We start from the raw sequence: 14,419 nt of genomic DNA, 5'->3' as shown, positions 1-14,419 counted from the left end.
GACCGGCGGCGGGGTCAGGCCGTCGCGGCGGTGGCGGGCCGGTCCGCGCCGGCGCCGGCCGGCTCGGGGCGCCGGTGCTGCTCGCCGAGGAGCAGCACGCCGGCCGTGGCGACCGCGGCGGCGGTCAGGCCGTGCACACCGAACGCGGTGGCCGCCGAGCCGTGGTGGCTCAGGACGACGAGCATGTCGCCGAGCGGGGTGAGCGACTCGACCAGCATCAGCCAGCCCAGGGCCCGGCGCTGCCGGGTGGCGAGCAGGGTGAGCACGGCCAGGCCGGAGACCAGGTCGCGGACGCCCTTGACGTTGAGGAACCCGGTGGCGTCGCCGCCGCGCGGCCAGTCGGGGAGCCCGAAGCTCGGCGCCGTGGCGGCCGGGTCCAGCAGGTAGCTCAGGCCGACGTAGCTGATCCCGAGGCCGGTCAGGACGGTGATGCCGGTGGCGAGGGCGCGCTTGACGGACATGGTGGTCTCCCCTTGCTCGGGCCGTCCGACCGGGTGGTCCCGGTCCCGGCCGGTGGTGTCTAGCGGCGCTAGGAACAAGAACGACGCTAGACCATTCATTGCTCCAATATCTAGCGGTGCTAGGATTCCGACCGTGTCCATCCAGCAGCGCCGTGAGCGCGACCGAGCCCAACGCCATCAACTGATCATCGACACGGCCCGGGAACTCGCCGAGGCCGAGGGCTGGGAGGCGGTGACCACCCGTCGGCTGGCCGAGCGGATCGAGTACAGCCAGCCCGTCCTCTACAGCCACTTCGCGGGCAAGGACGCCATCGTGGCGGCCGTCGCGGAGCAGGGCTTCGCCGAACTGGCGGCCCGGCTGGCCGCGGCGCGGGAGGGCGCGGCCGACCCGTCCGAGGCCTTCGCCGCACTGGCCGGCGCCTACTGCGCTTTCGCCCACGCCAATCCGGCCCGCTACGACGCGATGTTCACCATGGCCAGTGACCTGCCGTTCGGCACGGCCGAATCACCCGCCGCGCTGAAGGCCGCCTTCGGCGAACTGGCCCAGGTCTTCGGGCAGGTGGCGGACGGGGCCGAGGCGGAGGCGTTCACCGAGGTCGCCTGGGCGTCCCTGCACGGGCTGGTGACGCTCACCCGGGGCGGCCGGCTGCGTCCCGACCTGCGGGAGCGACGGCTCGACCTGCTGGTCCGTCGACTGCTCAAGGAGCCGCCGGCGGCCGGGTGACCGGGCAGCAGGGGAGGATCGGGTGGTGCTGGAGGGACGGGCGGCGGCGGGACGAGGCGGCCGGGCTCAGCCGGCCGGGGCCACCAGGACTTCGCGGACGTGCTCGCGAGCCGTCCGGGCGGCCTCCGCCGGAAGCGCGGCGTCCGTCACCCAGGTGTCGGCCTCGGCGAGTTCGGCGAAGGTGGACAGGCCGACCAGGCCCCACTTGGTGTGGTCGGCGACCACCACCACCCGGCCGGCCGAGTCCACGAACTGCCGGTTGGTCTCCGCCTCGGCGATGTTCGGGGTGGACAGGCCGGCCTCGGGGGACAGGCCGTGAGCGCCGAGGAAGAGCAGGTCGAAGCGCATCGAGCGGATCGTACGGTCGGCCACCGGGCCGACCAGCGAGTCGGAGGGCGTCCGCACCCCGCCGGTGAGCACCACCGTCGCGCCGGCGCCCTCGCCGCCGCGCCGGGCCCGTTCGAAGATCTCCGAGACCGGGACGGAGTTGGTCACCACGGTCAGCCGCTCGACACCGGTCAGGTGCGCGGCCAAGGCGTGGGTGGTCGTCCCGCCGGAGATCGCGACGGCCGAGCCGGGCGCCACCAGGGCGGCCGCCGCCCGGGCGATCTCCTCCTTGGCGGACAGCTCCAGCGCGGACTTCGCCTCGAAGCCGGGCTCGTGCGTCCGGGCCGCCTCGGCCGGGACGGCGCCGCCGTGCACCTTCTCCAGCACGCCGGCCCGGGCCAGGGCGTCCAGGTCCCGCCGGATCGTCATGTCCGAGACCTTGAGCCGTCGGGTGAGTTCGTTGACCCGGACCCCGCCGCGCCGCCGCACCTCGTCCACGATCAGCGCCCGCCGCTGTTCGGCCAGCAGATTGCTGTTGTCCGCCATCCGCGCGAGTCCGCCTCTCCGTGGTGGGTCAGGTGTTCGGGCCATCCTCGCACGGGCGTTCACCGGGCCGGGGCGGGCCCCGCCACCGGCCGGCTCCGGCGAAGGCCCCGCGGATCCGCCCGGCCGCCGCGGGCCCTACGGGCGGATCCGGTACAGCACGGCGTCGCGCAGCGGGCCCGACGCAACCTCCGGATCGGCGAAGTCGTCGGCGGGGTCGTAGGTCATGCCGATCCGTCGCATCACCGCCCGGGAGCGGTGGTTGCCGGCGGTGGTCACCGCCAGGATCTCGGGCAGCGCGAGCGTCCGGAAGCCGAAGTCCAGGACGGCCAGGGCGGCCTCGGTGGCGTAGCCGTTCCCCCAGGCCCGGCGGGCCAGCCGCCAGCCGATCTCCACCCCGGTGAACGGCATGCCCTCGTCCACCGGGTCGAGGCCGGCGAAGCCGACGAACTCGCCGGTGGCCGCGACCTCGACGGCCCACCAGCCCCAGCCGCGTTCGGTGAGCTCGGCCCGGAAGGCGGCCATCGAGGCGGCGCTCTGCTCCGGGGTGAGCACCTCGGGGAAGTGCTCGCGGACCTCGGGGTCGGCGTTCATCGCCGCCCAGGGGCCCAGGTCGGTGTCCTGCCACTGGCGCAGCAGGAGGCGTTCGGTGCGAAGTTCTGGCATGGCCGAAACGTACGTGACGGCCGTGGCCGGGGCGACCGAATTCCCGCCGGTCGCGCCGCCACCGCCGGCCTTACGGGTACCACGGGCCGTACCGGCCCGGCCGGCTGCCCGGGCCACCGACCGCCGCGGCTACCGGCCGTCGGCCCCCGGCAGGTCGGCCGGGACGAGCAGTTGGAGCTCCTCGGTGGACGGGTCGGCCAGGTGGGCCACCCGCATGGCGTGCCGCTCGACCATGGTCTCGAAGACCTGCCGGGCGGTCCGGCCGTTGCCGAAGCCGGGCCCGCGCTCCAGGCCGGCGAAGTGGTCGAGCAGCGCCCCCTCGGTCTCCGCGGCGAGGGCGTACTCGTGCTCGGCGCACTGCGAGCGGGCGATCTCCAGCAACTCGTCCGCGGTGTAGTCGGGGAAGGTGATGGTGCGGGAGAAGCGCGAGGAGACGCCGGGGTTGGCCGAGAGGAAGCGCTCCATCTCCAGCGTGTAGCCGGCCACGATCACCACCACCTCGTCCCGGTGGTCCTCCATCAGCTTCACCAGGGTGTCGATCGCCTCGCGGCCGAAGTCCCGGGCGCCGTCCTCGGGTGACAGCGCGTACGCCTCGTCGATGAAGAGCACCCCGCCGCGGGCGCGGTCGAAGGCGGCGGCGGTGCGGATCGCGGTCGAGCCGATGTGCTCGCCGACCAGGTCCACCCGGGCCACCTCGACCAGGTGGCCGCTCTGCAGCACGCCGAGCGAGGCGAGGATCTCCCCGTACAGCCGGGCGACGGTGGTCTTGCCGGTGCCGGGGGCGCCGGTGAAGACCAGGTGGCGGCGGAGCGAGGGCGCCTTCAGGCCGGCCTGCCGGCGGCGCCGGCCGACCGCGATCAGGTCGATCAGGGTCCGCACCTCCTGCTTGACGGTGGCCAGGCCGACCAGCGCGTCCAGCTCGGCGAGCGCCTCGTCGGCCGGCCGGCAGTCCGGGATCGCGGTGATCCGGGCGGCCTCGGCGGGCGGCGCGGCACTGGTCAGCCGGGCGGTGCGGGGCGGTGGCAGCGCGGTGGCGGTGGCGGCGGCCGGCGGGGCGGCGTGGGCCGGCGCGACGTCGTCCGAGGTGCAGTGCTCGACCAGCGGCCCGGGCTCGGAGAACTCGAAGCCGGCCCGCTGGTTCTGCTCGGCCCGGCAGCGGGTCAGGGCGGTCCGGCAGCCGTCGATGATGTGGAAGCCGAAGCCCTTGCCGTGCGAGACCCGGCAGTCCTCGAAGGTGCCGCGCCCCTGGGCGGAGATGTAGACGGCGGCCTCGGCGCTGCCGCGGACGGTGCAGTCCCGCAGCACCGGGTCGGCGCCCTTGGTGACGATCACCCCGGTGGCGACCTCGGAGATCTCGCAGCCGGTGAGCAGGCCGCCGCTGCCGTGGTCGCGGAACCAGAGCCCGGTGCCGGCCTCCTGGACCCGGCAGCCGGAGAGCGCGACGGTCGCGCCGCCGCTGACCGAGACCGCCGAACTGCGGATCCGGCTGAAGGAGCAGTCCTTGGCGCTCGCCCGGGACTCCCGGTCCAGGACGAACAGCGCGTCCGGCAGGTCGTGCAGCGAGCAGTCGGTCAGGGTCAGCCGGGCGCCGTCGCTGACCCAGAGCGCCGGGTAGTCGCCGCCGCTGCTGTGGATCTCGCAGGACTCGGCGACCGCCGTGGTGCCCAGGTCCCAGACCGACAGGGCGCCGCGCCCGAAGTCCCGGACGGTGGTGTGCGTCATGGTCAGCCGGGCCCGTCCGCGCAGGTCGGCGCCGTTCTCCGGCAGGTCGTGCACCCGGCAGCCGGTGAGGGTCAGTTCCGCCTCGCCGTCCAGGGTGAGGCCGTTGCCGGTGACCCGGTGGATGTCGCAGTCGGTGAGCCGCCCGTCCGCGTGCGCCTCGGCCTGCACCCCGCTGCCGCGGATCTCGTAGATCTCGCAGCCGGTGAGCTCGGCCGCGCTGCCCGGGTCGGTGAGCAGCACACCGGCCCCGCTCGCGTGGTGCAGCTTGCAGCGCAGCAGCGCCGCGGTGGCGCCGCCGAGCACGGCGAGCCCGGCCTGGCCGGCGTCGGCCACCTCGCAGTCCTCGAAGACGGCGGCGGTGCCCTCGCCGCGCAGGCGCAGGCCGAGGCCGGCCGGGTTGCCGACCACGCAGCCGCTGAGCGCGGGCCGGGCGCCGTCGAGGATCTCGATGCCGACGGCCGAGCGGGTGTCCACCCGGCAGCCGGTCAGCAGCGCGGCCGCGCCGGGGCCGGTGATCAGGACGGCCGGCGCGGAGCTGTCGTTGCCCTCGATCACCAGGCCGCGCACCGTGGCGGCGGCGGTCACGGTGAGCGGCACCCCGGAGGGCGGGTCGATCCGGACGCTGCCCGGGCCCTCCGCGGGGACGACCGTGACGGCCTTGTCCAGCACCAGGTTCTCCCGGAACGTGCCGGGCCTGACGGTCACGGTGTCGCCCGGTTCGGCGGCCGCGAGGGCCTCCGTGAGCGTCTCGTACTCCCCGGCGCGGCGGCGCCACCGGGAGGCGCTGTCCTGTGTGACCCGGACCCTGTGCTCAGCCATGACGCTCCGCCATCCCCACCTTCGTCGGCCCGGCCTCGCCGGGCCCGGGCCCACCGGGCGCGATCCCGCCGGGCCACCGCGGCCCGGCCCGGCTGTCGTCGGGCCCACTGTTGTCGAGCTGTTGTCGAGCCGGCGCGCGACGTGGCGCGCGGGCGTCCGCCCACCGTAGCGCGCTCGCGCGGTCCGGCCGGGCCGACAGCGCGCCCCCGGGGTCAACGAGCCCGCCGGCTTTCCGTTCCGGGCGGGTCCGCGGGCGCCCAGGGGGCCGCTCCGCGGTCGGGCCCGCCGGGCCGGGCCGCGGGCATCGGCTCAGGTCAGGGCGCCGGCCGGCCAGCGCGGGCCGGTCTCCAGCACGGTGACCCGGTCGCCGAGCCGCAGGGTGCCGAGCACGTCGCCGGTGACCCCCTCGGGTCGCTCCGGGATCAGGTTCTGCCCGAACGAGGCCTTCTGCAGCAGCCGGTTGTGCCGGGCCAGGGTGCGCAGCGGTTCCTTGCCGGTCCGGACGCCGGTCTCCTGGTCGGTGGTGGTGACCACGCAGCGCCCGCAGGGCTTGACCACCTTGAAGGTCAGCTCGCCGATCCGGATCCGGCGCCAGGTGTCCTCCTCCCAGGCCTCGGTGCCGTCGACCACCAGGTTGGGGCGGAACCGGGTCATCGGCAGGTCCTGCCCGCCGTCGCCGGGGTTCTCGGCGGCGATCAGCTCGTTCAGCCGCGTCAGCGAGGCGGTGGCGGTGAGCAGCAGCGGGAACCCGTCCGCCGTCGAGACGCTCTCGCCGGGCCCGGCCCAGGCCGGGTCGATCGGCCGCCGGCGCGGGTCGTCCAGGTGCACCAGGCGGAAGTCCCCGACGTTCTCGGCGATCCAGGCCTGCGTCTTGTCGTCGGCCTCGGCGGCCCGGAACCGGGTGCCCCAGACCTCGACCTCGGCGAGCCGGTCCCCCCGGGCGGCGGACGGCGCCGGTACGTCGACGGTGCCGCCGTCGGGGGTGCGCAGGGTGAGGGTGCCGTCCTCGGCGGGCAGCGTGCGCAGCCGGCCGAGCGCGGGCTGCTCCCGCTGGCTGACGAAGCGTCCGGTGGCGTCCACCAGCATCCAGCGCCGGTCGCCGGCCAGGCCCCAGGGTTCCACCCGGGCACTGTCCGGGCTCAACCGGTAGGTGGACTTGACGGGGTAGACGTGGAGTCCGGTCAACTGTGGCATTCCACCATCCTGCCAGCGTGCGGGGCGGAACGGGGAGCCGGGGCGGAGCGGGCCCCGGGGAGCGGGGCGTGCGGGGGCGGTCCGCGCCGGTGGCCGCGGGTGGGGGCCGGGCGTGGGCCCGGCGGTGACGGTGCCGCGCGGGCGGCCCCGGCGCGGCCGCGGCCGGAAAACGCGCACGGACCGTCCGGACACCGCGGTGGCGGTGGTCCGGACGGTCCGTGGATGACCCGTTTCTCCGTACGCCCGGCTCTTCGTCGCGCCGGGGTGTGCTCAGGTGGTGCGGGTGGGACCAGGGGCTGGGTTCAGTAGGCCTGGCCCTGGGACTGGTAGCCGGGCTGGGCGTACTGGCCCTGCTCGCCGTAGGGCGCGGGGCGCTGCGGCTGCATCGGACGGACCGGCGCGACCGGGGAGACGGCGGGGCGCAGCTGGTTGCCGCCGAAGCTCTGGTCGGACTGGTTCTGGAAGCCCTGGCCGGCCGGGTTCTGCCCGCCGAAGGACTGCTGCCCGCCGAACGACTGCCCGCCGAAGCCCTGCCCGTTGAAGCCCTGCTGGGCCTGCGCGCCGAACGGCTGGCCGCCGACGCCCTGCGGGGCGGTGGCGAAGGTGTTCTGGCCGCCGAAGCTCTGGCCGCCGGACTGGTACGACGGCGCCGGCTGCTGGAAGCCGCCGGGCATCGGGGCCTGCGGCCGGAACGGCTGCGGCGGGCCGCCGTAGCCCGGCACCGGCGGCTGCGGCACCGAGCCGTAGCTGGGCTGCGCCGGGATGTAGGAGGTGGCGGGGCCGGCGCCCGGGCTGCTGCTCGGCCCGGGGCCGAGGGCGAGCCGGGCGGGCGGCAGAGCGGGCAGGTTGCTGCCGGTGCTCTCGTACCCGGTGGAGTACCGGTTCTCGTAGGACGGGCCGAGACCCGAGCCGTAGCCGGTGGAGAGCGCCGGGGGCAGGGCCGCCGGCACGTTGATGGGCGCGATCTGCGGGACACCGCGTTCTGCGACGAGGCTGTCGTAGATGGGCGTGCCGGAGGAGAAGGACGGAGAGGGGTAGCCGACTCCGTCGTAGGAGCGGGGCGAGGTCATGGGGCATACGGTAAGCCCACAATGTGCCTGCTGAGGAGAGTGGGAGGGCGGGCAGTTCAAGTGTTTACACACTCTTCGCTCGCACAAAGGTCTCGAAAGTAGGAAGATCCGACATATCGGCGTCGACTTCAGGCCAGCTCGGCACGCCGAGCGACCGCTCGAACACGATTCGAGTGGCCGGATGTCCGCCCCCTGGGACTCGACCACCCGTTCGACCCGGAGCGTCCCGCCCGCCCGGTGCGTCCGGCTCCGTCCGGGCCCCCGCCCCGGGCCGGAGCCGAGAGCGGGGGCCCGGACGGAAAGCCCGCTGGTGGGCGCGGTCAGTGCCGCTGCAGCGGCTGCGCCGGGAAGCCCGTCCGGCCGACCAGCTCCGAGGTGCAGAAGGAGCAGCGGACCGCAGCGGTCGGGACGGGGCTCAGGCACTCCGGGCAGTCCGCCTTGGGCACCGGCACCGGCTTGGCCGACTCGAACCGGGACTGCAGCCGGCCGACCGGGACCACCACCACGAAGTAGATCACCGCCGCCACCAGGACGAAGCTGATCAGGGCGTTGACGAACACGCCGTAGGGGAAGCTGGTGCCGCCGACCTCGAAGGTCTTCTTGGTGAAGTCGCCGACCGCCCCCGTGGCGACGCCGATGAGCGGGGTCAGGAAGGCCGTGACGAACCCGGTGACCACGGCGGTGAAGGCCGCGCCGATGACGATGCCGACCGCGAGGTCCACCACGTTCCCGCGCAGCAGGAAGCTGCGGAATCCCTTGAACACCGGGCTGACTCCATATCCGTGCTGAGGGCGGCGTTCCGGCGGTTCCGATACGTGGTCCCGGCGGGCCGACCTGGTGAGGGTGGTGGGCCGAGGCCCTCCGGAGCGTCATACTGCCCACTCAACATGCTTGTGGTCCAACCGAGTTCACCCGATCCGCGTAACAGGCGCACCGAGGTCCGGGGCTCGAAAGCGCGTGCCGTGCCGGCGGGGGATCGGCGCCCGGGACTGCGGCTGTTAATGCGGTTGCGAGGGTGTCTGTGAGTGTGTCTGTGAGTGCGGCGGGGACGCCGGCGCCCGGCCGGACGGTCAGAACGCCTCCAGGTCACCGAGGCTGAACCGCCAGGACGCCAGGGTGAGCCCGGCGGGCAGCGGACCGGCGGCGCCGCGCGCCGCCAGCGTCATCCCGGTCCGCGGTGCGGTCAGGTAGCCGCTGCGCAGCGCCGTCCGGGCGGCCTCGGTGCCGGGGGAGAGGTGGGTCGCGACGTGGTCGCAGCCGGAGCGGGCGGCGGCCCGCAGCAGCCGGGCGGCGCTGACCCGGTCGCCGGGGCGGACCAGGATGTCGGCGAGGGTGAATTCGGTGAGCGGGCCGCGCCGCCGGGGCCGCCCGAACGCCAGCCCGGTCAGCTCCTCGCCGCGCCGGCAGGTCAGCACCCGGTAGTCCAGCCCGGGCGCGTCACCGTACCGCCACCGCAGGAACTCCGGGGTCCGGGCCACCGCCAGCCGCGGATCGGACCGGTCGGCGGCTGCCCGCTCGGCCAGCAGCCCGGCCAACGGGCCGCCCGCGCGGTCGGGTCGGGAGGCGAACCAGTCGGCGGCCGTCGGCAGCGAACAGCGCACCGGCACGTCACGGTCGGCGGCCCGCCGGGCCCGGGCCGCCCGGGCGCCGCGCGCGAAGACCGCCGGGTGCACCGGGCGCAGCGCCACCGGGACCTGGCCGAGTTCGCTCCAGCCCATCGCCCGATAGCCGGGCAGGCTGCTGCTGTTCGGGGTGTTGAACACCAACTCGGCTTCGCCGGCGACCTGTTCGAGGAGTTCCAGGGTGAGCCGGCGGAAGACCCCGAGCCCCCTGAAGTCGGGATGGGTGGCGGTGTCCACCGGCCGCACCGCGCGGACCGTCCGGCCGCTCGCCGCCTCGTGCCACTCCCAGCGCAGGAACAGCCGCACACCCGCCACCCGCCCGTCCGGGGCCTCGGCGACCAGGCCGGGGCTGGCCCCGAACGGCCCGCGCCGGTGCTTCCAGTCGAAGAAGTCCGCGCCGCGGCCACCGGCCGGGCCGCCCGCGGCGGAGGCGGCCAGCAGGTCGAGCACGGCCGGGGCGTCGGCGTCCTCCAGCGGGCGCACGGTCATCCGGTCCACGGTCGTCCGGTCCACGGTCGTCCGGGTCGCGGTCGTCCCGGGCTCCGTCGTCCGGGTCGCTGTCGGTCTGCGCTCCGTCGGTCTGCGCTCCGGCGTTCCGGGCTCTGTCGTCTGGGCGGGGGCGGGCAGGGCGCTCACGTCCGGCTCACAACTCCTTCGCGGGAGGGTCCTTCCGGGGGAAGGCCGTTCGGGATCTCGGTGGGGTGCGCGGCGGGCCGCCGCGGCGGGTCAGGGCCGTAGCACCCGCCGGTAGACCGCCTCGACCGCGCGCTGGGCGGCGGCCGCGCCGAAACCGGCGGCCCGCTCCCGGGCGGCCGTGCCCAGGCGCTCACGCAGCGCGGCGTCGGCGACCAGCACGGCCAGCGCGCCACCCAGGGCCGCCGGGTCGCCGGGCGGCACCAGCAGGCCCTGCACACCGTCGTCGAGCAGCTCGGGTGCCGCACCGGCCCGGACGGCGACGGACGGCAGCCCGCAGGTCATGGCCGCCAGCAGGGCGGCCGGCGGGGCATCGCGGCGGGAGTCGAGGGCGAACACGTCCAGGGCGGGCAGCAGGGCCGGGAGGTCCGGGCCGGCGAACACCACGTCGGTGAGGCCGAGCGCGGCGGCCTGGGCGCGCGGCCGCGGCTCCGGCGGGCCGGCGCCGATCAGCACCAGCCGGGTGCCGGGATCGGTGCGGCGCAGTCCGGCGTACGCGGCGAGCAGGGTGGCGTGGTCCTCGCCGGGCCTGCGGCCGCCGGCCGCGCCGATCACCACCGCGTCGGCGGGCAGGCCGAGTTCCGCCCGGGCGGCGGCCCTCGCGGGCGGGCCGGCGGGGGCGTCCGCGAGGTCCGGGCCCTGCGGGACGACGGTGACCCGGTCGCCGGCGCGCCGCCGTCCGGCCGGGACGGTCCGGCCGACGGCGTGCGAGCCGGCGATCACGGCGCCGTTGCGACGGTACGTCAGGGCGTCGGCCCAGCCGGTGGCGAGACGCCGGGGGCGCCACGGGCGCTGTTCGGTGTGCACCAGCCGCGGGGCGTTGCGTCCGAGGGTCAGCAGCCGCGCGGCGGCGGCCGGGACGGGCGTGAGGGTGTGCACCAGTCCGTACCGGCGCTCGGCGAGCAACCGGCGCAGCTGCCAGGGCCAGCGCGGGTCGGCCGGCCAGGCGGTGCCGGGGGCGCCGCCCAGGCAGTGCACCCGCAGGCCCGCACTCTTTAGCGCGGGGACCAGTGCGTCCCGGCCGGGCAGCAGGTAGGCGACCTCGATCTCGAACCGCTCGGTGTCGGCGTGCCGGGCGCGGTCGGCCAGCGACTGCGCGGCCCCGCCGGGGCCGAGGTCGCCGAGCAGCCAGAGGACCCGGGTGCGGCGCGGGCTCACCGGGCCCCCGCCCCGGGCGACGTGCCGGCGGGGAGGGCGGCGGCGGACCGGCTCCGGGCGGGTGGGCGGCCGGCCGGACGCCGCTCGTCCGGCCGCGGCGCGGTCGGGTGGTTGGCCGGTTCCACCGATGGGTTCCCCTCGCGTTGGTGGTGCCGTGGCGCCCTGGGGCCCGCTCCGGGAGCGGTCGGTCCGGGTGCCGTGGCGGAGCCCGGGGTCGGTGGCCGCGGGCGGGCGTCGGTGCCCGGACGGCCCGGCGCGGCCGCGCGGGACCGACCTGTGGACGGGCATGCCCGGGCGCGCGGAACACCGCGGCCCTCACCCCCACCCGCCGGTCGGCCCACCCCCGTCGGCCGTCCGGATCCCTCTGCGATGCTTGCCGCCCGCGAGGTGGGGCGCAACCGCTTTGGCGATTCTCGGAGGGCGCGTTGGGGCATCCGGCGCGCCCGGTCCGGAGGTCGCCGCAGGCGGCCGGGCGGCGGCCGTCCCCGGACGGGACCTGCCGGCGCCCTCCCGGGCCCGCGCCGGCGCCCTCCCGGGCCCGCGCCGGCGCCCTCCCGGGCCCGCGCCGGCGCCCTCCCGGGCCCGCGCCGGCGCCCTCCCGGGCCCGCGCCGACCCGGCCCGGACCTTCGCCGGACCCGGCCCGGACGCTCCCGGGTCCGGCTCAGACGCTGCGCAGCCGCAGCGACCGCTCGTAGAACTGCACCATCTGCCCCGTCACCTGATGGAGCGTGAAGGCGGTCAGGAACCGCGCCCTCGCCGACTTGGCCCGCACCCCGGCCGCCGCCCGGTCGTCCAGCGCCTCGGCCAGCGCCGCCGCCAGTGCGGTCGGCCGCTCGGGGGCGACCAGCAGGGCGTAGTCGCCCGAGCCGACCGTCTCCCGCAAGGCAGGCACGTCCGCGCAGACCAGCGGCACGCCGACGCCCATCGCCTCCATCGCGGCGCTGCCCAGGCCCTCCCAGCGGGACGGCACGGCGAAGGCGTCGGAGGCAGCCATCAGGTCGAAGACGTCCCCGCGCGGGCCGAGGAACCGGATGTCGGCGGCGCTCGCGGCGAGGGCCCGCAGCCGGGCGCTCTCGGGGCCCTCGTCGCCGGCCAGCAGCAGCACCGCCCCGGGTACCTCCCGGCGCACCTGGGGCCAGGCCTCCAGCAGGATGTCCAGGCCCTTCCGGTACTGCTGACGGGCCGCCGCCAGCACCACCGGCACGTCGTCCGCGAGGCCGAGCCCGGCGCGGACGGTGCCGCGCCGCTCGGGCGTGACCGTGCCGAGCAGCTCCGGGTCCCGCCCGCGCGGGACGACGTCGATCCGGTCCGCCCGGATCCGCAGCCGGCGGGACATCGCGGCGGCCACGTGCCGGGTCAGCGCGTGGAAGCGGCGGGTGCCCTGGGCCGTCGCGGCGTCGACCGCCTGGGCGGCCCGGACCTTCCACGGGCTGAGGCCGCGGGTCCGCAGGTGCTCGGGGCCGTACGCGGAGTCGACGAGGCTGGAGACCACCGGGGTGCCGGCCGCCAGCGCCGCGGCCCGGCCGAGCACGTCCGACTCGTACCGGGTGGTGTGCACCAGGTCCGGGCGGCGCTCGCGGACGAGTTTTCGCAGCGCGGCGGCCGTCCCGGCACGGGTGCCGTGGTGCACGCCGAACACCCCGGCGCCGGCCCCGGTCAGTTCGGCCTGCAGTCCGCCGGGCGACTCCCTGAGGTACGCGACGTCCAACCGCACGCCCGAGCGGACCAGTTGCGGGGCCATCGCGGCCAGGCTCTGCTCTGCGCCGCCGACCCGGTCCAGGCTGTCGATCACATGGAGCACGTGCACTGGCCAACCCCCGGGAATCCGGGGCGCGGCCGGTCTCCCGTGCCGGCCGGCGCCCTGAGTGCGGATCAGCATCGCAGCTGGGGCGCGCCGCCCGCCAGGGATTAGGGGAGGCCTGGGGGCGCCGGGGCGCGACCCCGGTCGCGCGCCGGGGCGGACGGGGGCGCATTCGAGGGCGCGCGAACGTAACGGCCAGGCGGTGCGGCCCGGTGCCGCCCGTGAGCGCCGCGCGAGGCCCGGACGCCCGGGCCCGTGCGCCCGGCCCGCGCCCCGTCCGGCCGGCGCTCCCCCGCGCACCGCCCACGGGCACAACTCGCTTACGCTACCGGCCTCCTGGGCCGAATTCACCGGAAGTACCGAACCGGACGGAACCCGTACGGTTTTGCGCGGAGGCGCTGTACGGCCCCCGCACCCTGTGCCAAGGTCGGTGCCATGCCCGACGCAGCGTCACATCTGCCCGCCGGAGCCCGCCCGAGGGTCCTGCACGTCATCGCCGACCCGCGCCGCCGGGGCGCGCAGAGCCTCGCCCGTGACCTCGACCGGGAGTTGCGCCGCCGGGGCCAGGCCTCCGCCCTGCGCGCGCTGGCCCCGCACCCGGACGACCTCGGGCACCCGGACGCCGCCCGGCGGGCGGGCGGCGCGGCGCCGGGCGGCGCCCCGACCGGCGTACTCGGGCCGGGCCGCCTGCACCCGCGCACCCTGCGCGCCCTGCGCGCCGCGGCCCGTACCGCGGACGTCGTCGTCGCGCACGGCTCCGGCACCCTGTCCGCCTGCGCCCTCGCGCTGGCCGGCACCCGCACGCCGTTCGTCCACGTCAGCCCCGGCGACCTCCGGCAGCGGACGGCGAGCCCCGCCCGGCGCCTGCACACCGGCGCCCTGCTGCACCGCGCCGCCGCCGTCACCGCCCTCTCCGAGGAGGCCCGCGCGGTGCTGCTGGAGCGGTTCCGGCTGCCCGGCACGGTGGTCCGCACCATCCCCAACGGCCGGTCCGCCGACCGGTACCCGCCCGTCCGGGACGCCGCCGACCGGCGGGCCGCCCGGGCCCGACTCGGCCTGCCGGCCGAAGGCCTGCTGGTCGCCTGGGTCGGTGCGGTCACCCGGAAGAAGCGCCTGGACCTCGCCCTGGACGCGGTCGGCAGGATGCCGGACGTACGGCTGGCGGTGGCCGGCGACGGCCCGTTGCGCGCCGCGCTGGAGTCCCGCTACGAGTGCGCCCGCGCGATCTTCCTAGGCGACCTGGCCGATCCCGCCGTGCTGTACCGGGCGGCCGACGCACTGGTGCTGACCGGTGACAGCGGGGGCGTGCCGGGGGTGCTGATCGAGGCCGGCCTGGCCGGGCTGCCGGTGGTCGCCCCGGACACCGGCCCGGTGCGCGCCGCCGTCCTGGACGGCGTGACGGGCGTGCTCGCCCCGCCCGGCGACCCGGCCGCGTTCGCCGAGGCGCTCGCCAAGGTGCTGGCCAGGGAGGGGCCGGCGCTCGCGGCGGCCGCCCGGGCGCACCTGCTGCCCCGGTTCGAGCTCGGGGCGGTGGCGGACGCCTGGCAGGGCCTGCTGGCCGAGGTCGCCCGGCCGGCGCACGCCTGACCGGGCACCGGCCGGCGGGAGCCGCCGCGCG

Annotated in this window: 12 protein-coding genes; 2 read left to right on the top strand and 10 right to left on the bottom strand. The window is 76.9% G+C overall.

The window, feature by feature from the left end; translation table 11 throughout:
* Window positions 1-14 precede the first annotated feature (14 nt).
* Window positions 15-461, bottom strand: a complete 447-nt coding sequence (locus J2S46_RS08865) for a DUF4267 domain-containing protein (RefSeq protein WP_191292414.1) — start codon at window positions 459-461, stop codon at window positions 15-17.
* 133 nt (window positions 462-594) lie between these two features.
* On the opposite strand from J2S46_RS08865, the gene J2S46_RS08860 reads away from it, so the two are divergent.
* On the top strand, window positions 595-1,185 hold the full coding sequence (locus J2S46_RS08860; RefSeq protein ID WP_191292413.1) for a TetR/AcrR family transcriptional regulator: 591 nt from the start codon (window positions 595-597) through the stop codon (window positions 1,183-1,185).
* Between the two features lie 66 nt (window positions 1,186-1,251).
* Here the strand turns inward: J2S46_RS08860 and J2S46_RS08855 are convergent, their stop codons facing one another.
* From J2S46_RS08855 to J2S46_RS08815, 9 genes are all read right to left on the bottom strand, one after another.
* Window positions 1,252-2,058: a DeoR/GlpR family DNA-binding transcription regulator gene (locus tag J2S46_RS08855; protein ID WP_073925324.1), complete on the bottom strand. Its 807-nt coding sequence runs from the start codon at window positions 2,056-2,058 to the stop codon at window positions 1,252-1,254.
* 135 nt (window positions 2,059-2,193) lie between these two features.
* Complete coding sequence (locus tag J2S46_RS08850) at window positions 2,194-2,721, bottom strand: GNAT family N-acetyltransferase (protein ID WP_191292412.1); 528 nt, start codon at window positions 2,719-2,721, stop codon at window positions 2,194-2,196.
* A gap of 129 nt (window positions 2,722-2,850) precedes the next feature.
* Window positions 2,851-5,262: a right-handed parallel beta-helix repeat-containing protein gene (locus J2S46_RS08845; RefSeq protein ID WP_191292411.1), complete on the bottom strand. Its 2,412-nt coding sequence runs from the start codon at window positions 5,260-5,262 to the stop codon at window positions 2,851-2,853.
* 309 nt (window positions 5,263-5,571) lie between these two features.
* On the bottom strand, window positions 5,572-6,456 hold the full coding sequence (locus J2S46_RS08840) for an MOSC domain-containing protein (RefSeq protein WP_191292410.1): 885 nt from the start codon (window positions 6,454-6,456) through the stop codon (window positions 5,572-5,574).
* A gap of 302 nt (window positions 6,457-6,758) precedes the next feature.
* On the bottom strand, window positions 6,759-7,526 hold the full coding sequence (locus J2S46_RS08835; protein ID WP_191292409.1) for a DUF6643 family protein: 768 nt from the start codon (window positions 7,524-7,526) through the stop codon (window positions 6,759-6,761).
* A 320-nt stretch (window positions 7,527-7,846) separates the two neighbouring features.
* The gene (mscL, locus tag J2S46_RS08830) at window positions 7,847-8,290 is read right to left on the bottom strand and encodes a large conductance mechanosensitive channel protein MscL (RefSeq protein ID WP_191292408.1); all 444 of its coding nucleotides are present in this window, start codon (window positions 8,288-8,290) and stop codon (window positions 7,847-7,849) included.
* A gap of 306 nt (window positions 8,291-8,596) precedes the next feature.
* Window positions 8,597-9,637 carry a GNAT family N-acetyltransferase gene (locus J2S46_RS08825; RefSeq protein WP_191292407.1) on the bottom strand — a complete coding sequence of 347 codons (1,041 nt, stop codon included), beginning with the start codon at window positions 9,635-9,637 and terminating at the stop codon, window positions 8,597-8,599.
* Between the two features lie 237 nt (window positions 9,638-9,874).
* Window positions 9,875-10,999: a glycosyltransferase gene (locus tag J2S46_RS08820; RefSeq protein ID WP_191292406.1), complete on the bottom strand. Its 1,125-nt coding sequence runs from the start codon at window positions 10,997-10,999 to the stop codon at window positions 9,875-9,877.
* 662 nt (window positions 11,000-11,661) lie between these two features.
* Window positions 11,662-12,807 carry a glycosyltransferase family 4 protein gene (locus tag J2S46_RS08815; protein ID WP_191292405.1) on the bottom strand — a complete coding sequence of 382 codons (1,146 nt, stop codon included), beginning with the start codon at window positions 12,805-12,807 and terminating at the stop codon, window positions 11,662-11,664.
* A 429-nt stretch (window positions 12,808-13,236) separates the two neighbouring features.
* On the opposite strand from J2S46_RS08815, the gene J2S46_RS08810 reads away from it, so the two are divergent.
* Window positions 13,237-14,388, top strand: coding sequence for a glycosyltransferase family 4 protein (locus J2S46_RS08810; protein WP_191292404.1), 1,152 nt, complete (start codon window positions 13,237-13,239; stop codon window positions 14,386-14,388).
* Window positions 14,389-14,419: the final 31 nt, after the last annotated feature.

This window comes from Kitasatospora herbaricolor (assembly GCF_030813695.1).
Lineage (GTDB): Bacteria > Actinomycetota > Actinomycetes > Streptomycetales > Streptomycetaceae > Kitasatospora > Kitasatospora herbaricolor.
Note: the sequence above shows the minus strand (reverse complement) of the source record. Positions and strands in the feature narration are given on the sequence as shown.